This is a genomic window from Georgenia halophila (genome assembly GCF_039541595.1).
On sequence record NZ_BAABGN010000002.1, the window covers coordinates 293665 to 317218 of the forward strand.

General features: G+C 72.6%; 7 protein-coding genes and 1 pseudogene (1 of these 8 cut by a window edge). 6 read left to right on the top strand and 2 right to left on the bottom strand.

Annotated features, from left to right (window positions below; genetic code table 11):
- On the bottom strand, positions 1-16881 hold the beginning of the coding sequence (locus ABD907_RS02875) for an FG-GAP-like repeat-containing protein (protein WP_345214978.1). 21144 nt of this gene lie to the left of the window's left edge; the window shows 16881 of its 38025 coding nt (coding positions 1-16881); its start codon is at positions 16879-16881; its stop codon lies beyond the left edge, outside the window.
- Positions 16882-17185: 304 nt separating this feature from the next.
- Here ABD907_RS02875 and ABD907_RS02880 point away from each other — a divergent pair, with 304 nt between their 5' ends.
- Genes ABD907_RS02880 through ABD907_RS02905 form a run of 6 tightly spaced genes read left to right on the top strand, consistent with a single transcriptional unit; the run spans position 17186 to position 23369 of the window.
- On the top strand, positions 17186-18454 hold the full coding sequence (locus ABD907_RS02880) for an ABC transporter substrate-binding protein (RefSeq protein ID WP_345214979.1): 1269 nt from the start codon (positions 17186-17188) through the stop codon (positions 18452-18454).
- Positions 18451-19404, top strand: coding sequence for a carbohydrate ABC transporter permease (locus ABD907_RS02885; protein ID WP_345214980.1), 954 nt, complete (start codon positions 18451-18453; stop codon positions 19402-19404). The genes ABD907_RS02880 and ABD907_RS02885 overlap by 4 nt, the downstream gene beginning before the upstream one ends.
- Complete coding sequence (locus ABD907_RS02890; RefSeq protein WP_345214981.1) at positions 19401-20309, top strand: carbohydrate ABC transporter permease; 909 nt, start codon at positions 19401-19403, stop codon at positions 20307-20309. Before ABD907_RS02885 ends, ABD907_RS02890 begins: the two co-directional genes overlap by 4 nt.
- Positions 20306-21232, top strand: coding sequence for a dihydrodipicolinate synthase family protein (locus ABD907_RS02895; protein ID WP_345214982.1), 927 nt, complete (start codon positions 20306-20308; stop codon positions 21230-21232). The genes ABD907_RS02890 and ABD907_RS02895 overlap by 4 nt, the downstream gene beginning before the upstream one ends.
- A complete protein-coding gene (locus ABD907_RS02900; RefSeq protein ID WP_345214983.1) occupies positions 21229-21927 on the top strand; it encodes a FadR/GntR family transcriptional regulator in 699 nt (232 codons plus the stop codon). Before ABD907_RS02895 ends, ABD907_RS02900 begins: the two co-directional genes overlap by 4 nt.
- A complete protein-coding gene (locus ABD907_RS02905) occupies positions 21924-23369 on the top strand; it encodes a sulfatase-like hydrolase/transferase (RefSeq protein ID WP_345214984.1) in 1446 nt (481 codons plus the stop codon). Before ABD907_RS02900 ends, ABD907_RS02905 begins: the two co-directional genes overlap by 4 nt.
- Positions 23370-23378: 9 nt before the next feature.
- Here ABD907_RS02905 and ABD907_RS21205 read toward each other — a convergent pair.
- A pseudogene (locus ABD907_RS21205) lies at positions 23379-23522 on the bottom strand (malate dehydrogenase); the annotation flags it as partial.
- Between the last annotated feature and the right edge of the window lie 32 nt (positions 23523-23554).

Genomic DNA, 23554 nt, shown 5'->3' on the forward strand with positions numbered 1-23554 from the left:
AGCCGCGCCGGTGCCGCGCTGGCTGAAGGTGAAGGAGCCCTCCAGGCGCTGGCCGGCGACCTCGAGCACCACGTCGGTCACCGCGACCTCGAGGTATCTGTCGGCGGGGTCCGTGCTGATCCGCAGGCTGGCCGAGGCCTCCAGCGTCACGTCGGGGACGAGGACGCGCAGGTCCGCGGAGAGGTCGCCGACGAGGCCGCTTCCGATCGTCAGCTCGCCCTCACCGTTCTCCACGACGACGACGTCCTGGGTGGCAGAGCCCAGCCGCAGGGTGACGTCGGCGAGCACGAGCCTTGTCACGGCGGTCCCGGCCTCGGTGACCTGCTCGATGGCGACGGTGCCGCTCAGGGTCTGTCCGGCGATGGTGAGCCGGGCGTCCCGGGCCTCGACGCGCAGGTACGGGCCGGCGGCCACGTCGAGCGAGACGGTCTCCTCGCCGAGCTCGACCGTCTCCTCGACGGCGACGCCGCTGCGGTTGATCAGGAGTGCGAACGTCCCGCTCAGCGAGGCACCGGGGATCAGGTCGCCGAGGTCGATGGTCGCGCTCAGGGAGCCGGCCAGCCCGCCCGAGGTGGCGGTCGGGCCGCTGCCGGTGGCGGGGACGAGGACGAGGACGCCGCGGACGTCGGAGAGCAGATCGGGCATGCCCTCGAGACTGAGGCGACCGCCGGCGACGGCCACGACGGTGCGGGTGCCGCCGGCTTCCGTGCCGGTCTGGCTGAACCCGACGGAGGCCGTGAGCACCACGCCGCCGAACGAGAGCTCGAGGTTCTCGCCACGGACCGCGACGCCCGGGTCGAGGACCTCGCCGTCCGCCGTGGCCGGTGCCGGGGTCGTGTTGATCTCGACGTACAGGTCGCCGGAGATCTCGACCCCGGGCAGCTGAATGCCGGCGGCGAGGTGGGCACGGGCCACGACGCCGTCGGGCCGCACCACGAGCTCGCCGTCGAGGTCGACCCGGCCGACGCCGGCGAGGACGAGGGACCCGTGGTCCAGGTCGACGGTGACGACGGTCGCCGTGCCGTCGACGGTCCGCGAGATCGTGACGGCGGCGGAGATGACGACGCCGCCGACGGTGATCTGGAGGGGCTCCGCCTCGGTGCCGCCGACGATCGTCACCGACCCGGGCGCGAAGGTGACGTCCAGCGCGCCGGTGATGCTGACACCGGGAACGAGGAGCTCGACCCGGCCGCCGAGCGTGCCCGTGGTGCCGGTCGACGTGACGTCGATGGTCGCGGAGCCGTTGGTGACCCGGACGTAGTCGGTGGTGCCGTCACCGAACGCGAGCGTGACGTTCGCCAGGCCGAGCGTGGTGGTGGTCGCCGTGATGGTGAGGTCGACGTCGCCGGAGAGGCGCTGCCCCACGACGTCGACGAGGATGTCCTCGCCCACCACTCTGGTGGTGTCCGCGGCGAGCTCGAACGAGACGACCTCCCCGTCGACCACCTGGTCGACCGCGACCGTGTCCACGCCGGTGTTCAGCTCCAGCAGCAGCGTGCCGGCGAGGGTGAGGTCTGCTCCGCCGGCGATCTCGACCCGACCGCCTAGGCGGCCCGCGAGGCCGTCGGCGCCGAGAACGAGGACGCCGTTGCCGTCCGTGACGGAGACGACGTCACCGGGCAGCGTGATCGTCACGTCCGCCATCCGCAGAATCGTGGTGCTCGGTGCGGTGGTGCCCGCCGGGGCGCCGGGTGCCATCGGGCCGGGGATGACCTCGACGCTGAAGGCACCGTCGAACGTGAGGCCGTCGACGGTGAGCTCGACGCTCGAGTCGGGCGTCCCGATGGCGACGAAGATCGAGCCGGCGGCGATGTCGACCGCGACCGCCGGCTGGCCGCCCGCGGGCACCATGACCGTTCGCTGCCGGTCGGTGGTGTTGATCCGGAGCTGACCGGTGGCGGTGAGGACGCCCGGCACGCTGACCTCGGCCTCGAGTGCGGCCACCAGTCCGGCGGGGTCCGTGGACAGGGAGCCGTCGAGGGTCAGGGTGACGGTGCCGAGCGTCATCTCGACGCCGGTGACACCGATGGTGAGAGTGCCGTCTGCATCGGAGGTGATGTCGAAGGCACCCGACATCGTGAAGCCGCCGACCACGAGGGTGAGCGTGCCGCTGATCAGCAGGGTGCCGGCACTGAGGACGACGACGTCGGCTTCGCCGCTCAGGGCGACGCCCTCGACACCGACGAGCTGGACCTCGCCCTCGGCGTCGACCGTCCCGGCGGCCTGGTCGTACGTGCCGGTGACCGAGATGTACAGGCCGGATGCGGATGCCAGCAGGTTGCCGTCCTCGTCCATGCCGGGCCCCTGGCCCACGAAGACCTTCGCACCCGCACCGAAGCGGCCGGGGTCGCCGCCCGTGCCCGCGTGGATCTCCAGCGGCGGGATCTCGACGGCGAGCTCGGCGGTCCAGAGGAGGTAGGCGCCGGTGGAGGTGGCGACCTCGTCCGGGCCGAACACCAGCGTGACCGTGCGTCCGGCGACGGTGACGGTCTCATGGACGGGGCTCGTCGAGGTGTTGACGCGGACGAGGCCGTTGGCCCCGATGTCGGTGCCCGAGGCGACCGAGCCCGTGATCTCGGCGGCTATCCCGTCCGGCAGGATCGCGATGACGCCGCGACCCTCGAGCTCGAATGTCGGGCTCGCGGGGTCGCCGATCTGCAGGCTGGTCCGCTCCAGCGCGAGCAGCATGGTCGCGGCCGGGGTGTTCGTGGCGGCGAGGAGATCCGGCCCGACCAGCAGCACGTCGAGGTCACCGTCACCGTCCACGTCCGCGAGGCGCAGGCCGTCCGCCGGCGCGGAGCCGACGACGGCACTCGCGGCGAGCCGGTTCCCGTTCCCTCCCGTGGCACCCAGGTTGCGGTAGAGCTGGGGCGCCGAGCCGGCGGTGCCGGCCACCACGTCGGCGCGGCCGTCGCCGTCGACGTCGCCGACGGCGAGCGCCGTGACCGCGTCGTCGAGGAGCACCTGGCGGGCGTAGGCGGTACCGGTCCGGACGTAGAGCTCGAGCACGTCACGCGCCACGACGACGTCGTGGAACCCGTCGCCGTCGAGGTCGGCCACCGCGAGGTCCGCTACCACCGGCGGCGCAGGGTCGGCATCGGGTGCCGGCGCGGGGACGACGTCGGTCGTGGCACCGCCGGTGAACACCACGTGCACGCTGTACCGGGTGGCGACGACCAGGTCGGCGACGCCGTCGCCGTCCATGTCGGCGACGCGGACGTGGCGGATGTCTTCGATCGACGTGTCGGTGGTGGCCGTGCCGAGCGTGGTCGACGCCTCCCCGACGACGACCGGGGTGACGGTGAGTCCGCCGGTGCCGCCGACAACGATCTCGGCGACGCCGTCGCCGTCGCGGTCGGCGAGCGCGAGCGCCGCTCCCCCGCGGTCGGCGGTCGTCGTGGTGAGGGTCTCGCCGCCGAGCACCACGGTGAGGAAGCTCGCGGTCAGGACGACGAGGTCGATCACGCCGTCGCCGTCGAGGTGGGTGACACGGAGGCCCGTGACTGCCTCCGCGGGGACGTCCTCGAGCTGTGGGCCGGCCGAGAAGGCACCTGCTCCGGTGCCGGCGTAGACGTGGGCGCCGGAGTCGGTGCCGACGATCAGGTCGGTGATCCCGTCGCCGGTCAGGTCGCCGGTGACGACCGCGGTCGGGTTCTGCGCGAGTGGCGTCGCGCCCACGGTGAAGCCCGGACGGCTGCCCTGGACCAGGGTGAAGTCGGTGGTGAGTGTGAACGCGTCCGTGATCGACAGGCTCGCCTGGGTCGCGGTGACCTCGACGAACGGCCCGCCGCCGAGCGCGATGTCGACCGTCTCGGTCACGGTCTCGGAGATCTGGACCTCGATGCTCTCGTCGACCGCGGTGCCACCGGTGTTGACGTTGAGGGAGATCGCGCTGGCGGAGACGGTGACGGGGCCGAAGGCGAGGCTCTGCAGCTGTTGCGTCTCGAACACACCGGCCGCGCCGCCCGGCCGGAGGATCATCGCGCCGTAGAAGTCCGTGAGCTCGAACCCGCCGACCCGGATGCGCACGCCCGTCATGGCGATCGTGGTGGCGTCGGCATCCGCACCGACGAGGAAGGAACCGGACAGCTCGACCGGACCGGCCATGACCGTGACGCCGGCGGCGGTGACGCCGAAGGTCGCCTGCCCACCGGTGGTGTCGATGGTGACGTCGGCGTGCGGGACGTCGATGTCCAGGCCCGGCACGTCGACCGTCACGCGGGCGGTGAGCACGGCTCCGATGCCGGTCGCGCCGGCAGTGATCGAGCCGTTCACGCCGGAAAGCCTGACGATGCCGGCAGCGCCGACGGCGAGGGAGCCGCGGTCGATCGAGATCTCGGTGCCTTCGGCCGGGTCGGACGGGACCGTGATGGTGAGGTCGGTGCTGATCTCGAACACACCGCCCACAGAGAGGTGGACACCCGTCCCGGTAACCGTCACGGCGGTCTCCGACAGGTCCACGACCACGGTGCCGGCGAGGTCGAGGCCCGGCACCAATAGTTCGACGGTGCCGCCGATCTCGCCGGTGACGTCTCCGGCGGCGGGGATCACGAGGTCGGCGGTGCCGCCGCTGAGGCGCGCGACCGGGGCCGCGCCACCGAGCGTCATCTCGACGGCGGTCAGCTGGAGGTGCGTCCCGGTCGCAGTGGTCGTGAGCGCGAGGTCGCCGCGAAGACTCTGGCTGGCGACCTCGACGGTGACGCCGGTCCCGGTGATCCGCAGGTAGGGGCCGGCGGGGAGGTCGACGACGGTGGTGGCGCCGCCGATCGCGATGGTCCGGTCGATCGGGCCGGTGCCGGTGTTGATCGCGAGAGCGAGCGCGCCGCTGATGGTGAGGGCGCCCTCCAGCGAGACCGTGGCGACGAGGGTACCGGCGCTGCCCGAGGCGGTCAGCAGCAGCGCACCGCCGATGTTCTCGATCTGCACCGCGTCACCGAGCGACATGGAGCCGTCGCTCAGGTGCACGGCGACCGCGCCGTCGGCGCCCCGCTCGAACGCCACCGTCGCGTCGAGCTGCTGGTCGAGGACGTCGAGGGTGACGTCACCCGAGATCGCAAGGTACGGGCCGGCCGGCACGCCGAGGGCGGGCTCCGGCGTCGAGTTGACCTGGACGGCGACCGTTCCGCCGACCGTCAGGCGGGGGACGGTCACGTCGATGGCGACGGCGACGGAGCCGACGAGGCCGTCGCTGGTGAGCCGGAAGTGCGCCTCGCCGACCTGTGTGAGGTTGACCAGACCGTCGCCGAGGACCAGGGACACGTCGGTGGCGGTCACCGCGACGACCGTGTCTCCCGCGGCGTCGGTGCTGCGGGTGAACGTCAGGTCGCCGCGCAGCGTCTGGCCGAGGACGTCGAGCGTGACGCCGCTGCCGACGACGCGGACGTACGGGTCCGGGTCACCGGTCGTGCTGATCTCGACCACGAACGTGCCGCCGAGGGAGACACCCGGGACGGCGAGCGAGACGGTCCCTGCGACGTGGCCGGCCAGCCCGGTTCCGTCGAGGAGGAGGGTGGCGCCGCCGTCGCGGAGCCGGACCACGCCCCCGAGGTCCAGCGTGACGTTCGCGAGCGCGAGACGGGTCAGGACCGTCGCGCCGTCCGTGGTGCCCTCGATGCGGACGTCGCCGCCGAGGGTCTGGCCGAGGACGTCGAGGGTGATGCCGTCGCCCTCGAAGCGGAGGTACGGACCGGAGGCGAGGTCGAGCTCGAGCGACCGGCCGCCGACGGTGACGGAGGTACGGACGGCCGCCGTGGTCGTGCTGATCGCGAGGCTCAGGCTGCCCGAGAGGCTGACGGCGTCGGGCAGGTCCAGGCTGATGGTGCCGTCGAGACGGCCGGCGACGCCGCCGGCGGTGATCAGGAGGAGGCCCTCGCCGCCGGTGAGACGCGCGGCGCCGAGCTCGAGATCGACGTTCGTCAGGGCGAGCGTGGTGGCCGTCGCGCCGTTCGAGCTGCCCTGCTCGACGACCAGATCGGCGGTGAGCGTCTGGCCGAGGATCGTGACGGTGACCGCCGCCGCCTCCACCCGCAGGTATGGCCCGGCGGGCATGTCGATCGTCCGGGCGACGCCGTCCACGGTGACGGTCGTGGAGGTGGGCGTACCGCTGGTGCTGACGGCGAGCGACAGGTCGCCGGCGACCGTGACGTCCGGCACGTCGAGCGAGATGCTGCCGGTGAGTCGGCCGACCAGGCCGTCGGCGCGCAGCAGCAGCACCCCGCCGGCGTCGGTGACCACGACGCCACCGATCGAGGCCTGCAGGCCATCGGCGAGGAGCACGAGGCCGTCCCCGGACCGCTGCACGGCGATCGCGCCGCTGAGCTCCTGGCCGCGGACCGAGATCAGGGCCTCGGTGACGGCGAGCTCGGTGACGAGGGCGCCGGTCGCGAAGTCGACGACGACGTCGCCGCCCGCACCCGGCAGCGCGATCGTCCGGTCGACGGCGACGCCGGTGTCGTTGACGCGGAGGGTGGCGGTTCCGCTGATCTGGACGCCGCTGATGCCGGCCAGGCGGACCGTGCCGGCAGCGACGGTCGCGTGCCCGGCGCCGGCTCGGACGAGGCCGATGGTCGCGTCGGTGAGGGCGACGCCGGTGGCGAACGGGTTCACCGATCCGTCCGCGAGCCGGTAGGGGCCCGAGCCCACGAACAGCGTCAGGCCCGTCCCGGCGAACGTGCCGTCGCTGGAGAACGCGACCGATCCCTCGATCGTGACGAAGTCACCGATGGTGATCACGGCGTCGGAGATCGAGACGTCGACGAGCGGGAGGTCCGCCGGGTCGGTGGGTCCGAATCTGATCGCCAGGGTCCGGCCGTCGACGGTCACGGACGTGTCGATCGCGGCCGCGAAGGTCTTGAGGCTGACGGCGACGGCACCTGCCGCACCGCCGCCCTCGACGTCGATGGTCCCCGCGCCGGCGAGGTGGCCGGCGACGCCGGCCGCGGTGACCACCAGCGCGCCGGTCGCTTCGCTGACCGAGCCGGCGGCGACGTCGAACGTGCCGTCCGCGATGCCGAGGACCGTCGCGGAGGTGCCGTCCGGGAGGCGCCCCTGCTCCACGGTGAGGTCCGCGTCGATCTCGAGCGCGTCGGTGATGGTGAGGGTCGCGTCGGTGAACGAGACCCGCAGGTACGGGCCGGCCGGGAGACGGACGCCACCGAGGGTGGTGGCCGCCGGCAGGGTGGAGAGCTCGACAGCGACCTCGGTGGCGGCCAGCTCCACGACGCCCGCCAGGCCGGCCGTGAAACCGGTGACCAGCAGCCGGCCGGCCGTGCCGGCGCTGGTGATCGCGAGCTCGCCCGTGGCGGCGGTGATGCTGACGACCACGCCGGCGCCGGCGCTGATCTGGAGCATCGGTCCGGAGGTCGGGGTGGACAGCCTCATGGTGAGCCCGCCGTCCTGGTCGGACGTGAGCGTCACGTTCGCGCGGAGCGTCTGGCCGGCGACGGAGACGGTGACGTCGGTGCCGGAGAGGGTGACGGAGGCGCCGTCGAGCTCGACCGTGAGGTCACCGTCGATCGTGACGCCGGGGATGTCGAGGGCGACACTGCCCCGGACGGTCCCGGTGAGGCCGAGCCCGTCGATCGTCAGGTCGGCCGAGGCGCCGGTGACGCGGACGAGGCCGGCGACGTCGAGGGTCGCGTCCTCGACGGTGAGCGTGGCCGTGGCGGCGGCGACGTCCACGGTGATGCGGCCGGTCAGCGTGGCGCCCGGGACCGCGATCGTGATGTCGTCGCCGGCGACCCGCACGAGGCCCGGACCGGCCGGCAGGACCAGGGTGAGCTGTTCGCCGCGGACGGTGAACCGCTCGTCGACGGGGCCGTCCAGGTCGTTGAGCTCGACGTGGAGGGTGCCCGAGATGTCGACGCCGGCGACGTCCAGCGCGACGGTGCCACCGATTCTTGCGGCGATGCCCGTCGCGGTGACGAGGAGAAGACCGGTGCCGCCGGTGAGGGTGGCGACCGGGTCGCCCGCCGGGCCGAACGTCGCCGTGGCGCCGGTGACCGCGACGCGGAGGATACGGCTACCGTCCGCGGCGGTGGCCTGCTCGATCGCGAGGTCGGCGGCGAGCTGCTGGCCGGCGACCTGGATGGCGGCGGCCGTGGCCTCGACCCGTGCGTACGGCCCGGCCGGCAGCGTGACACCGTCGAGGTCGACGGCAGCGCCGACGGTGCTCACGCGCACCGTGACGCCGCCGAGCGTGATGCCCGGGAGGTTGTTCGTCACCACCGTGGCGGTGAAGGACCCGCTGACGCCGGCCGGGCCGACCCGCATGTTCCCGGCGAGGTCGAGCTCGAGGACCGGCTCGGGGTCCGCGCCGGTACCGGTCCGCAGCGCGAGGCGACCGTTGCTGATCTCGACGCGCCGCGTCGCGGCGGGGCCGTCGACGGCGATCCGCAGGTCCGCGACGATGCCCTGGCCGGCGATCGTCAGCTCGGCAGCCGCGGCGGTGAGCACCATCGAGCGGCTACCCAACGTCACCGAGAGCGCACCGGCGGTGAGCGTCACGGCGTCCGGCATCGTGGAGAACGCGAACGCGACCATCGTGTCGCCGAGCGTGACGCCGGGCGCGTGGACGGCGAGGCTGCCCTGGACGATCGCCGTGACGCCCTGACCGGTGAGGACGACCTCGCCGGAGCCGCCGGTCAGCGACAGCACGGGCGAGTCGCCGGCCGAGATCGCCAGCGCCACGTTGTCGGCCGTGAGGGCGATCTCGTCTCCGTCGAGCTCCACCGTGACGTCCGCCGTGAACGCCTGCCCCACCGCGGAGACCGTGAGGCCGAGGCCGCTGACCGAGACGAACGGGGCCGTGGCGTCACCCGTCTCCGCCGCGGTGAAGGCGACGCGGACGTCGCCGGACCCGTCGGCGAGGGCCACGGTGCGCTCGACCGCGGCGCCGGAGTTCACCCGGACGTCCACCGTGCCGGACATAGCGACGTCGCCGAAGCCGACGAGCTCCACGGTGCCGCGGACGACGATCGCGGTGCCACCTCCGGCGTGCTCGACGACGCCGATCACTGCGTCGCGGATGAGCAGGCCCCGCGCGAGCGGGTTCAGGCTGCCGTCCTCGAGGAACGCCGTGCCGTCGCCGACCCAGACGAGCAGGTTCCTGCCCGCGAAGGCGCCGTCGGTGACCTGGACGTCGCCGCGGACCTTGACGGGGCCGAGCTCGAGCGAAGCGCCGGAGAGGGCGAGCGCGAACGTCGCGGCCGGGTCGTCGAACCAGATCTCGACGGTCCGGCCGTTGACGGTGATCGCCTCGTCGACCGGTGCGCCGGTCGTGTTCATGCGGATGGTGGCGCTCGCGCCGGCGGAGGCGCCGTCGCCGCCGACCGTGGTCGTCCCGCTCAGGTAGCCGGCGAGTCCGCTGCCGGTGAGGATCAACGCGCCGCTCACGTCGGTGACCGTGACCGTCTCCCCCACCGTCGCGGTGGCGTCGCCGACCACCACGACGGTCGCGGTCGCCGTCGACCGGACGGCAAGCGTGCCGGCGAGGGTGCCGAGCGGCGAGCCGGCCGGGCCGATCTCGACCGGCGTGGCGATCGTGACGACCACCTGGGCGTACGGGCCGGCGGCGAGGTCGGTGACGCCGGTGCTCTCGCCGATCGTGGTGGCGGTCGGCAGCGTCGACAGCTGGATCTCGACGGCGATGTCCGTGGCGTCGAGGATGCCGGGGATCGCGACGTCGGCGGTGCCGGTGGCGACCCCCGCCACGCCGTCCGCGTTCGCTCGGAAGCTGCCGGTGACGATCGTGGACACCACGTCACCGATCTCGAGCGTGACGCTGTCGAGCCGGAGCGTGAGCCCGTCGCCGGCGCTCGACGCCCACACTCCGCCGTGCATTGTCTGGCTCGCGACCTGGAGGTCGACGGTGCCGGCACCGATCTCGAACGTGCCGGCGCCGGTGTCGATCCGCACGCCGAGCGCCCCGTCGACCCGGACGCCGGGGACGTGGAGGCTGCCCAGCCCGCTGATCGAGCCGACGACGCCGTCGGTGGCGGTCGACGTCAGCGTCGCGGTGCCGTCCGTGAGGGTGGCGAGCCCGTCGCCGAACGAAACCGAGGCGCCGGTGAGGGTGAGGGTGACGACGCCGCCGGCCTCGGTGACGCGGAGGTCGCCCGCGACCTCCTGGCCGAGAACCTGGACGCCGACGTCCGTGCCCACCACGGCGAGCGCATCGGCCGGCGCCAGGAGCCGGCGGGTCTCGCCGCCGAAGGTGAGGGTGACGTCGACGTCGTCGCCCGTCGTGTTGACGGTCGCGAAGAGCGTGCCGCGGACGTCGACCGCGCCGACGCCGAGGTCGACCGTGCCGGTGAACGAACCGGCCGCGCCTGCGGCGGTGACGACCAGCAGGCCGGAGCCGCCGCTCAGGGTGGCCGGGCCGACGGCGACCTCGACGTCCGTGGCGCCGACCGTCAGCCCCGCGTCGGAGCTGACGAGCACCAGGTCCGCGGACAGCGCCGCACCGGCGATCGCGAGCTCGGCGCCGGTGATCTGCATGCGCAGGTACGGGCCGGCGGGGAGCACGACGCCGTCGGACGCGACGGCGTCGTGCGTCGTGTTGACGACGACGGCGGCCTCGGCCACGTCGAGGCCGATCTCGGGGACCTGGAGACCCGACGCGACCAGCGTGCCGGCCAGGCCGGCCGCGCTCGCCTGGAGGTGGCCGGTGAGCGTGACCTGGGTCGCTCCGAGATCGAGCGTCGCACCGTCCAGGGCGAGGGTGGTGGTGCCGCCGGCGACGTCGAGCGAGATCGGACCGGAGAGGCTCTGACCCGCGACCATGAGGTCGGCCGTGGCGGTCAGGCCGAGGTACGGGGACGCCGCGACCGAGGAGGCGCCGTCGCGGTGGACCACGATCGCCCCCGCGGTGGCGGCGACGAGCTCGAGGTCGGTCACGGTGGCGACCGTGACGCCCGGCAGGTCGAGCGTGAGTGCCCCGGTCAGCACGGCGGCCGCTGCGGCGCCGTCGCGCACGGTGACCACGCCGTGGTCGACGGTGACCACGGCGATCGGGGACGTCGACGGCAGCAACGCGCGACCACCGGTGACGTCGATGCGCACCACCTCCGTACCGCCGCCGGACGCGTCGACGACGGTCTCCGCGAGCACCAGCACCTCGGCCCGGATCCGTTGGCCGGCGACGACGAACGTGACGTCCGCCGCGCGGATCTCGAGCGCGGTCTCGTCCGAGGTCGTCGCGGCGTCGTCCGTCGTGACCGTCACCGTGACGGCGGCGGTGAGGCTGAACGCGTCGCTCGCTACGCTCACCCGTCCGGACAGCGTGCCGGCCACGTTGCCGGCGATCGTGAGATCCCCGGACAGCTCGCCCACCACCAGGACGCCGTCGGCGAGGGCGATCTCGGCGTCGTCGAGAACGATCGTCGTGGTCGTCGGGGTCAGCTCGACGACCAGTCCGCCGGTGAGGACCTGCCCGCCGACGATGAGCTGCGTGTGCGTCGCGGCGACGCGGGCGTACGGCCCGGCGGCGAGGGTGCGGCCGTCGATGACGGCGGCCGCGGTGGACGTGTTCACCTGGAGCTCGAGGTCCCCGGCCACCGTCATGCCCGGCGCGGTCAGGGAGGTGACGTTCAGCGTGCCCGCGACGCCGGCAGCGGCGAGCCGGAGGGTCCCGCCGTTGCCGGTGACCTGGGCTTCGCCCGGCAGCGCGATCGAGAAGGCGTGCACCGCGAGGTCGAGCGCGGCGTCGGCGGCGGTCACGGTCACCGCGGCCTCGGCGACGAGGCCGTGGAGGACGAGCTCCAGCGTGCCGGCCACCTGCGCGAACGGGTCGTCCTGGGTGCCCACCTCGTCGGTGGTGAAGTCGAGGACGACGTCCGTGCCACCCACCGGCACCGTCGCGCTGTAGGTGCCGCCCGAGGTGTTCACCCGGGCGCCGACCGCGCCCGACACGGTGACGCCCGGGAAGCCGGTGAGGACCACGGTGCCGTCGGCACGGAGCACGTGCCCCGCGCCCGCCTCGACCAGCACGAGCGTCGCGCCCGTGACGTAGAGGCCGCGAGCGAGGGGGTTCCGGCTGCCGTCCCCCATCCACGCCGGCCCGTCGCCGAGGAACAGCTCCGCGCCGGTGGCCGTGAACGTGCCGTCGGTGAAGGACACCTCGCCCTTGATGGCGAGCGGTCCCAGGACGAGCTGGGCGGCGGTCCCCTCCAGCTCGAGCACGTCGCCCTCGTCGAAGGTCAGCGTCACCTCCTGGCCCGAAGCCGAGCGCACCGTCGCCGAGAACGCCGCGTCGGTGGTGTTGACCCGCACGATCGCCGTCGCGGAGGCCGCGGCGTCCCCCTGTGCCGCCGCGACCGTCCCGGTGAGCTGGCCGGCGTAGCCGCCGCCCGCCGGGAGAACGAGCAGTCCGCGTGCCTCGGTGAGGCCGATGCCGGCCGTGGTGCTGCCGAGATCGACCGCGTGGAGGAGCAGGACGGTCGCGGCGTCCTGGACCTCGACCGTGACCGAGCCGCCGAGCTGGGCCCCGCCGATGCCGAGGTCGAGGAGGAGCGCGGGGACCGCGAGGCGGACGTACGGGCCGGCGGGGAGGCCACCGGCCGCGTCGTCGGCGGTGTTGACGGTCAGGGCCGCGAAGGCGGTCCCGCTCGTGCCGGGCAGGTCCAGCGTGGCCGCGGCCTCGACGGTCGCGGTCACCCCGGTGCCGGTGAGGCGGAGCGTGCCCTGACCGTCCTCGATGGTGAACGCACCCGGGACGGTCACGCCCACGCCCGTGAGCGTGACGCTCAGCTCGTCGAGCGCGCCGTCGACCAAGATCGCGGTGCCGGCCGCCTGGGCGGTGACGTCGACCTCGAGGACGGTGACCGCGAGGTCGCCGGCGAGAGCGAGCGTCGTCGTGCCCCCACGCACCTCGACCGTGACGTCCGCGGTCACCTCCACGTCACCGAGCGCCAGGCCGACGTCCTCCAGGGCGACCCGCGTGAACGGTCCGGCCGGCAGCCCGCCAACCGCGGCGGCCCTGCTGTTCCATGCGAAGGACCCGGTCAGGTCGGTCCCGGCGAGCGGGCCCCCGGCGGCGCCGTCCGCGGTGATCGTGAACGACGCGGTGACGCCGTCGGGCGTGATGGTCAGGCTGCCGTCGCCGCCGGTGACCGTGACGACGCCCGGGATCCCTGCCGCGACGTTCTCGACGGTGAGGGTGCCGGTGGCCGCACCGCTGCCGGCGACGTCGGCCTCGACGGTCGTGCCGAGCACGGCGACGGTGGCGTGCCCGGCGTAGGTGAGTGCGCCGGCCGCGATGGTGACGGCGTCCGCCCCCTCGCCGAGGGTGACGTTTGCTGCGGAGCCGTTGTACGCGACCGTCCAGCCCGAGCCGGTGAGCGTGGCGTGGTCGGTGGCGAGCGAGGCGGTGCCGCCGGTGAGCAGGAGCGCCACCTGCTCGTCGAGGGCGACCGTGACGCTGCCGGTGACGGCGAGGTCCACGGCGCCGTCGATGGTCAGGGTGGCCGCGGCGGCGATGATCGAGGACCCGGACCAGGTGGCGGCATCGGCGGTGAGGCCGACAGAGCCCGCCGTCAGTGCCAGGTCGGTGACGGCGAGGTCGCCGACGGTCCCGGCGGCCGGGTCCACGGTGCCGGCGACGCGGGCCGCCAGGGCGGCGTCCCCGATCGTCGCGGTGGTGGCACCGGTGAACGAGATCGTCCCGCCGGGCTCGAGCGTGGTGCCGTCGAGCTGCGCGTCGCCGCCGGTGCCGTTGTAGGCGATCGTCCAGCCGGTACCTGCGAGCGCGACGTCGCCCGCGGTCAGGGTCGCGGCGGCGTCGCGGAGCAGAAAGGCCGCGTCGCCGCCGGCGATCACCAGATCCAGGGCCCCGGTGGCGTCGAGGACGGCGTCGGTGCCGCTGCCCTGCGTGACGACGATCGAGGTGGCCGCGGCGGTGAGGTGAGTGAGGCCGGTGCCGGTGCCGGTGCCGGTGCCGGCGTCGGCGGTGAGGACCACCGGACCGAGCGTGATCTCGACGCCACCGGTGAAGCCGAGTGCCTGGCCAGGCTCGAGGAGCGACCCGCCGAGCATCAGCTCGCTCTCGGTGCCGTTGTAGGTGAGCGTCCAACCGCTGGCGTCGATCTCGACGTCGCCGAGGTCGAACGTGCCGTCCGCCTCGCGGACCTGGAAGGCGAGACCGTCGGCACCGGCGTGGACGCTGGTCGGGCCGCTCAGCTGAAGCTCGGCGGTCTCGTCACCGTCGAGGTCGAACGTGACGGTGGTGGGGTCGGCCTGCGGGTCCTCGCCATCGGCGGTTCCCTCGGCGACCAGCTCGAAGCCGTTGCCGCCCCAGACCGCCGTGGCGGCAGTGACTGAGAGTACGGCGGCACCGCCGAAGGTGCCGGCGATGGCCAGGGTGCTGAGGTCGATGTCCAGGGTCCCGCCGGTGACGTCCCCGGCGTCGCTGCCGAGGGTGACGGCGTAGGACCCGTTCGCACCGGCGGTGGCCGTGAGACCCGCGATCCCGATGGTGAGGTCACCGGTCAGGGTGACCGTGAAGTCGTCGCCGGAGCCGGGGGTGTGGGCGTCCCACGCGAGGCGGGCTCCCGCGAGCGTGATGTCGGCGACGCCGTTGTCGAGGACGAGGTCTCCGAGCTCCTCCTGCCCGGCGGCGATGCCGTCCTCGGTGATCGTGACCGCCGCGACGACGAGGTCTGCGATGCGCTCGAACGGCGACGGGCCGAGCGGCGCGCTGTCCGCCGACGTGGCGGAGGCGTGGGTGGAGGAGTCCGCCGGCGGCCCACGGGACCTGGGCGTCACCGGCGTTCCGCCGGCGGCGTCCTGCTGGGTGTCGTCCGGGCCGGCGAGGGCGCCGTCCGGTGTGACATCGACGGTGTCCGTACCGGTGGCGGGGGTGCCGCCCTTCCCGCTGGTGCCGGGTGTGGCGGTCGAGCCGCTGGGCGGGGACGACTCCGCGAGCTTACGCGTGACGTCGACGCCGTCGGCCTCCACCAAGGTGACCTCGCCGTCGAGCATCGTGATCGCGAGCTCGCGGACCGCGACACCGTCCGCGACGACGAGGGCTGCCGGTGACGGCTCCGCGGGGTTGTCCGCGCCGTCCGGCGCGGGAATGGAGATGTGTGCCTCAACCACCACGGCGGCGCTGTCGTCTACCTCGCTGGACGTGCCCGTGCCGGTCTTGGCGCCGGAGTCGGAGCCGTCGTCGAGCGAGGCGGCCGCGCTCGTGCCGCCGGTGACCACCCGCAGGGCGCTCACCCCGTCGAGCGCGAGCGACGCGGACGTCGTGTGCGCCGCGGTCGTGACCGTGGCGGTCAGCTCGCCCGACGCGGGGTCGTAGGTGATGGTGAGCGTGCCGGTGAACGGCCCGACGTGCAGGGTCGCGACCTCAGCGTCGACGGCCCATCCCACCTGCGGGGCCGCCGGAGCGTCGCTCTGCGGCTCGGCGGCGCCCGGGGCGGGCATGGCGTCCTCGGTCGTCTCCTGCGGTATCTCGGTGGTCGGCGTCTCGGTGGTCGCCGGGTCCGCCTCGCCGTCCTCGTCCTGGGTCGCCGACCGGCCCGAATCCTCGGAAGACGCCTCGTGACCGGCGCCGTCCTCCGGCTCGGCAGTCTCCGACGCCGGCTCACCGCCCGCCTGCGGCTCGGTGGTCTCGGCCGTCTCGGTGCTCGCGGTCGTCTCGGCAGTCTCGGGCTTCTCGGACGTCTCGGTCGCCGCGGTCGGCTCCGCTGCAGCGATCTGCTCGGGCTCGGTCTGCTCGGGCTCGGTCTGCTCGGGCTCGGCGGTCGGGGCAGCGGGCTCCGGCTCGACCGGGGCGGGCAGGTAGGCGGCGGAGACACCGTGGCTCGCGCCCGGCGCCAGCGTGGTCGACATCAGGCCGTGCGAGTGGCCGGCTCCGAGGACGTGGCCCACCTCGTGCCGGACGACAGTCATGAGATTCATGGCGCCCCAGCCCCACCCCGCGGCGTCCACGTCCACCATGACCGTGGAGCCGGACGACTGGCCGAGCGTCGCTCCGGGCAGGTCGGCGACCGACGCGGTGACGGCCGAGGCATCCGCCCCGACCGCGGACCACTCGGCCCGCACCTGCGCCAGCGCGCCGGCTAGCGTGGCCTGGTCGAGACCGGGGCCGGCGGCGACCGCCTCGGGCAGCGACGCGGCACTCAGCAGCTCCGCGGTCTCCTCGTCGGTGGACGCCGTGCTCTCGTCGGACGGCGCCTCGCCGCCGGACTCCTCGGACGTCGGCTCGCCGTCCTCGTCCGACTGGTCCGGCTCGGTCGGGAGCTGGTCCGGCACGGGGATGTCCGGGACCTCGGCGTCGTCGGGGTCGGTGACGTCCGTGCCGCCGTCGCCGCCGATGACGGCACCGCCGTCGTCCATCGGGCACGAGATGGAGGCCTGCTCGCCGTCCGTGCCGCCGCCCGTGGTGCAGGCGCTCGAGCCGAGAGCCTCGGCGAGCGCCTGCAGGGCCTCCTGGAGGCGGCGCATGGCCTCGTCCGTCGCCGCCTGTGCCTCGTCCTCAGCCTGCTGCGCCGCCGTCGGACCCGCCTGGCTGCCGGTGGCGGTGCGGCCCTGGACCGCGGCGTCCGGCGAGACCGTCGCCTGCTGCACCGCCGCCTGCCGCCGCGCCGCGAGCCGCTGCTCCTGCTCGGCCCTGGCCTGCGCCGCGACATCCCGCTGCGCGCGGGCCTGAGCGGCCATCGCATCGAGCTGGGCGCGTGCCTCTGCGGCGCCGAGGTCCGGGAGGACGAGGACGACGGCGTCGCGCAGCGGCTCGTGCGTCGTGCGATCCGTGGTTGCGGGACCGGACGGGCGGTCCGGGCGCGGGGCTGGGACCTGCGACGACATGGCGTTGTGGTGCTTGCCGATGGTGTGCGCGGGCGGCGCGGCGACCGCGACGTTGGCCGACAGCACGAGCGCCATCACCGCGATGGTGATGACTGCGCACAGCCAACGCCCGGCACCTGGCCAGGCACGCACTCCGAACAATGGCCCCCCTAGGACGTCTTGCAGGTTGCCCCGAACAAGCCCGTTGCGACGCGACTTTGCGGCGAACGCGGCTCTCACGGAGAACTATGGAGTGACCCGGATCACGTGTCAAGGAGTTCGGGGCCATGGCGATCGGGACCGACCGCCGTCGGACGTACAGCATCTGGCCAGGTCTTGTGGGAGACATCTGATATCTGATAACTTCGTCCTCGACGACCCCCAAGGACGGTGGTAGATCATGTCTCAGACGAACACCCGGCCCCGCTCGATCGGCGCCAGGACCGCTCTCGGCGGTCTCGTCGCGTTGTCCCTCACGGCATGCGGCAGCTTCGGCGGTGGAGGCGAGAACACCGAAGAAGCCACGCCGGAAGGCGACGGCACGATCAGCTTCTGGCACTACTACGCCGACCCCCACGGCATCCCCCTCACCAACGTGCTCGAGGCCTACGACGAGGATCACGACGAGGTCGAGATCGACGTCCGGCATATCCCGTTTCCTGACTTCAACCGCACGCTGCAGCAGGCTGCGGCGACGGGAGAGGTGCCCGACATCGCTCTGATCAACGCCTTCGACACTCACGCGATGGCCGAGGCCGGAATCATCGAGGACCTCAGCGACCGCGTCGAGAAGTGGGGCGAGGAAGACGCCTACTACGAGACCAGCTGGGCGACCACGCAGGTCGACGGATCGACGTACGGCATCCCGCATGTGGCGGACGATTACGCCGTCTACTACAACCAGGACCTGCTCGACGAGGCGGGCGTCGAGCCCCCCGAGACCTGGGCCGAGATGGAGCAGGCGGCCGCGGAGCTCTCCGAGCACACGTCGCACGGCATCGCCATCTGCGGCCGCGAGGGCGCAGAGGGAGCGACCGGCATCCTGCTGCGCACGCTGGCGGCAGGCGGTTCGCTGGAGCAGTTCAGCGACGGCGGCCCCGAAGCGCTCGGGTCCTTCCAGACGATGGTCGACAACGGCGGACTCTCGCAGGGTTTCCTCACCTGGAGCGAGGAGGACGCGAAGAACCAGTTCGCCACCGGGCAGGCCGCGATGATGATCAACTCCGCGACCTACGTCAACATCCTCCGCGAGGAGGCGCCCGACCTCAACTGGGACGTCGTGCCCATGCCGACCGACGAGGTGAGCCGAACCTTCCTCTCGGCGGAGAATCTCGCCATCGGCGCCGGCAGCGGCGACGCCGACGCGGCTTGGGACCTCATCGCCCACCTGCAGCAGCCGGAGGTCCTGGAGGAGTACCTTCCCAAGCGCAACAAGCTGCCGGCCCGCGACGACGTCCCCGGCGCGGTCGAGGACCCGGTGCGCCAGACGTTCGCCGAGGAGCTCGAGAACGCGTGGGCGCCCCAGGGCGAGCTGGCGACGCACTCGAACGAGGTCCTGGCCGCGGTGCAGGAAGCGATGCAGGCCACGATCAGTGGTTCCAAGAGCCCTGAGGACGCCGCCGCCGACGCGCAGGCCCGGATCGACGAGATCCTCTCCGCTTCGTCGTGAGCATCCTGCTGCGGAGCGGATCGGTACCGGCGTCGGGGAACGTGACGAGGCGGCGCGTTCCCCGCCGTCAGGTGCGGCGCACGCTGGCCAATCACCTCTTCCTGTCGCCCGCCGTCGTGTTCGTCCTGCTCACGGTGATCTACCCGCTGCTGTACAACATCGCCCAGAGCTTCTTCGACGTCGGCCTACGGGAGGTTACCCAGGGCGGTGCCAGCTGGGTGGGCCTCGACAACTATGCCGACCAGTTCGGGCGCCCGGAGTTCTGGCACGCGTTTCGAATCTCACTCGTCTACTCGTTCGGCACCGTCGCCCTCACGTTTGCGATGGGTCTCGGGATGGCGCTTCTCTTCCGGAAGCCGTTCCAGGGCGGAACCGCCATGCGTGCGCTGATCCTGCTCGCATGGGTGCTGCCGACCGTCGTCAGCGCGAACGTGTGGAGGTGGCTGCTCGACGGCAGCTACGGGCTTCTCAACGCCGTGCTTCGAGAGCTCGAACTCATCCACGGCGACGTGTTCTGGCTGGGCGAGCCGAACACGGCGGTCCTTGCCGTCATCGTCGCGACGGCCTGGAGCTTCGGCCCGCTGGCGATGATCCTGCTCTCGGCCGGCCTGCAGGGCATCCCCCAAAACCTCTACGAGGCGGCGCGGATCGACGGCGCCTCACCCTGGCAGCAGTTCCGTAGCCTCACGTTCCCGCTGCTGCGCCCAGTGAGCCTCACTACGGCCCTGCTGGTCTTCATCTTCACGTTCAAGACCTTCGACACGATCTTCCTGATGACCGGCGGAGGGCCGGGCGGCGCTACCGAGATCCTCCCGGTCTACGCGTACAACGAGGCCTTCGAGTACTCCCGATTCGACACGGCGGCCGTCGCGACGACGACGCTGCTGGTGGTGCCGATCGCAATGTCGATCCTGTACTTCCGCGCGCTCAGGTCCGAGGAGACGGCATGAGCAACGCCCAGACCGGACAGCGGCCCGAAGGGCGGTCGCGACAGCAGATCGTGCAGCGAACCGACCGCCGGCCCGGACAGCCACGGCGCTCGACTCGATGGCTGCCGATACTCGCGCTCGCCGTCACTGTCGTCTACCTGATCCCCATCTACTGGATGCTGAACACCTCGTTCAAGATGTCGAGCGACATCTTCGCTGTACCGCCGGACTTGGTGCCGCTGCCGCCGACGCTCATCTCGTACACCCAGGTGGTCTTCGCCGACGTCGACGTGGCACGCGGGATGCTCAACAGCTTCATCATCGCCGTGGGAACGACCGTAGTCACGCTGCTCGTCGCACTGCCCGCGGCCTACGGGTTGGCGCGGCTGCGCATCCGGCTCATGCCGGTGGTCCTGATGCTCTTCCTGATCGTGCAGATGGTTCCATCGGTCAACCTCGCGCTGCCGATGTTCGTGCTGTTCAGCAGCGTCGGCCTCGTGAACTCCTACGTCGGGCTGATCGTCGCGAACTGCTCGCTCGCGATCCCGCTGGCGGTGACGCTCCTGCGCCCGTACTTCCTGAACCTGCCAGGCGAGGTCATCGAGGCGGCGACCATCGACGGCTGCACCCAGGGGTCAGCGTTCTGGCGGATCGCGGTGCCGCTGAGCACGCCGGGCATCATCACCGTGGCCGTCGTCAGCTTCCTCCAGGCGTGGGGCGAGTTCGTGTTCGGACTCGCACTCGCCCCCGACGAGCGGCTCCAGCCGATCACCGTCGTGCTCGCCCGGCTGACCACGGCGTTCGGGACAAGGTGGAACGATCTGATGGCGGTCTCCGTCGCCGTCGCCGTGCCGGTGATCCTCGCGTTCGTCTTCCTGCAGCGCTACATCGTTGCGGGCCTCACGGAAGGTGCCTCAAAGTCATGAGCCGACTCGAGATCTGGGCCGCGGTGCCCACACCCTTCGACGACGAGGGCCGCCTCGACACGTCGGTCGTCCCTCGCCAGGCCGCCCACCTACGGGCGACCGGGGTCCGCGGCGCGTTCGTTTGCGGCACCACCGGGGAGTTTCCGGCGCTGTCCGTCCGCGAGCGTCTCGATCTCGTCAGGGCCTGGTCGTACGCCCGTCCCGAAGGGCTCCGGCTCGGCGTCCACGTCGGTGGGACCGACCTCGCCGGAGTCGCGGAACTCGCCGCCCAGGCCGAGGAGCACGGGGCCGACTTCGTCGCCTCGGTCGCCCCCTACTACGGCGAGGCGCCGACCGTCGCACTCGTGCTGCGGCATCTGGAGGAGGTCGCGAAGGCCGCCCCTGCGACGCCGCTGTGCTATTACCACATCCCCGGGATGACCGGCTCGACGCATCCTCCGAGCGAGGTCACCGCGCGCGGTGCCGCCGCCATCCCGACCCTGCGGAGCGTCAAGTTCACCGACAGCGACCTGCTGGAGTACGACCGGATTCGCTCGCTCGACGGCATAGAGGTCTTCCTCGGCCAGGACGAGCTGCTGCCGGCCGGGCTGGCGTTCGGCGCACGCGCCGTCATCGGTAGCCTCTACAACGGCCTCGCCCCGGTGGCGCACCAGGTCACCGAGGCCTTCGACCGTGGTGAGCACGACCTCGCCCTCGAGCTGCACCGGCCGTTCCGGGACATCGCCTCGGCGAGCGGCCGCCACGGCGGGCTCGGGTTCGTCAAGGAGGTCATGAACCGCCTCGGACCGGACTGCGGACCGCCGCGGAACCCCTACGGGCCACTCGCAGAGGCCGACCACGACGCGGTGGCCGCGCTGCTGCCCGGCCTACGCACCGCGCTGGAGGCAGCCGGCGAGACCGCCGACGAGCCGAGCACGGCATGAAGCGGGGCTCGCTCTACCGGCACGCGCAGGACCGGCTACGTGCTTTCATCCGCGAGGGCAACCTCCGACCCGGGGACCGGTTGCCGCCCGAGGCCACCCTCGCGACCGAGCTCGGTGTCAGCCGGATGTCCCTGCGCGAGGCCACCCGCAGCCTGCAGACCCTCGGGGTCATCGAGGCGCAGCCAGGCAACGGGCTGTTCGTCGCCGAGTTCTCGTTCCGGCCGGTCATCGAACAGCTTCCGTACGGCCTTGCCGACTCGGGACGTGCGTTGGACGAGATCCTCACCGCCCGTGAGGCGATGGAGACGGGCCTGATGCCCGCGCTCGTCCGGCTCGGTGTCCAGGAGGACCTGACCCGCTGCGCGGAGCTCGCCACCGAGATGAGCAGGCTCGAGGCCCAGGGGAAGTCCTACGCCGAGGTTGACCGGGCGTTCCACCTCTCGCTCTACCAGCCGCTCCACAACCCGCTCGTCGACAACCTCATCGAGCTCTTCTGGGAGCTGTACAGCCGGCTCGGGGACGCCATCCCGGCGCCCGAGCACGATCGTGGCGAAGCACATCTGACCATCGTCCGCGCGCTTCAGGATGGCGACGCCGCAGCCAGCGTCGCCCGGATGCAGGAGCACTTCGACGACCTCCGCTCCCGCGCGGCACGGCTGCAGCAGGCGACCCAGGAGGAGGCACGTCCGTCGTGACCGACCGACCGAACGTTCTGGTCGTCATGAGCGACCAGCAGCAGGCGTCGACGCTCGACCCGGACGGACCTTGCGAGACGCCGAACCTCGACCGCCTGGCCGCTGCGGGCGCCAGGTTCACCCGCTGCTACACACCCAACCCGGTGTGCTCACCCGCACGCGCCAGCTTCATGACGGGACTCCTCCCGCACCAGCACGGCATGGTCGACGTCGAGCACACCGTCCCGCCCTACCGGGCCGACCTCGCGGACGGCCTGCCGATGTGGAGCCATCGTCTGCACGACGCCGGCTACCGGACCGGCTACTACGGCAAGTGGCACGTCGAGCGCAGCTACGACATGGCCCGGTTCGGGTTCGACCATTCGCACGCGTACCGCGACCACGAGGCGGACTACCGCGCCCACCGCGCCGCACTGGGGCTCGCCGGCAAGCCGGTCCTCGGCGAGCTCTCGCACACGCTCACCCACCCCGGCTACCGCGACCTCCCCCTCTACGGCGTCACCGACGAGCCTGTCGAGAGCACCCTGGAGCACTTCACCGTCTCGAACGCTCTCGGCTTCCTCGACGAGGCGTGCGACGGCGACACCCCGTGGGCGCTGATGGTCAGCACCAAGGCGCCCCACGAGCCGTACGTCGTGCCGCGCCCGTACCTGGACCGCTACCGGCCCGAGGCGATCGAGCTGCCGGACAGTTTCGACGACGACCTCGCCGACCGACCGGCCATCTACCGACGGCAGCAAGGTGTCTGGGCGGACCTGACCGCCGACGACTTCCGCGCCGCCACCGCCTGCTACTACGCGCTCTGCAGCATGGTCGACGGGCAGGTGGGCCGGCTCCTGGACCGGATCGATGCCGCCGGAGAACTAGAGAACACGCTCGTGGTCTACACCTCCGACCATGGCGACCTCATGGGCGCGCACCGGCTGCTCCTCAAGGGCGTCCCGGGGTTCGAGGAGGTCTATCGCGTACCGCTGGTCGTCAGCTGGCCGGCGGCCATCGCCCCCGGCCAGGTCATCGACGACCTCGCCCAGAGCCACGACGTCGCCGAGACGCTGGCGCGCCTCGCCGGTCCGGGCCTCGACGGCCACGCTGTCGACCTCATGCCGCGGCTGACCGGCGGTGACGAACCGCCGAGGACCACGGCGTTCGCCGAGCTGCACGGCCAGCGGTTCTCCTACACGCAGCGGCTGGTCTGGCAGGACCGGTGGAAGTACGTGTTCAACGCGTTCGACTTCGACGAGCTCTACGACCTCGAGGCCGACCCGACGGAACAGACCAACCTGGTGGACGATCCCGCCCGCGCCGACGTGCTGCGCCGGATGACCGGGCGCATGTGGCAGGTCGCCCACGAGACGGGCGACTTCACGCTGACCCAGGCTCAGGACGGGACCTACCGCTATCTGGCGGTGGGCCCGCAGGGATCGGTCGACCAGAGGGTCTGAGAAGACCTCGACCAGACCGAGGCCCTTGACGGCGTCCCGCTCCTCGACGAGCTCCTGCACGGACGGCTCGTCCTTGCCGCGGGAGAACTCGTCGATCTCCAGGTCCTGGACGATCTCCCAGGACCCACCCTTCGAGCGGACCGGGGCGTCGGAGGTCTCGACAGCCGGCCTTGGGTTCGACACCG

What these genes read in the sequence shown, in the direction of transcription:
- ABD907_RS02880 (WP_345214979.1), top strand. Translation starts at nt 17,186, where the DNA reads ATGTCTCAGACGAACACCCGGCCCCGCTCGATCGGCGCCAGGACCGCT.
- ABD907_RS02890 (WP_345214981.1), top strand. Translation starts at nt 19,401, where the DNA reads ATGAGCAACGCCCAGACCGGACAGCGGCCCGAAGGGCGGTCGCGACAG.
- ABD907_RS02895 (WP_345214982.1), top strand. Translation starts at nt 20,306, where the DNA reads ATGAGCCGACTCGAGATCTGGGCCGCGGTGCCCACACCCTTCGACGAC.
- ABD907_RS02900 (WP_345214983.1), top strand. Translation starts at nt 21,229, where the DNA reads ATGAAGCGGGGCTCGCTCTACCGGCACGCGCAGGACCGGCTACGTGCT.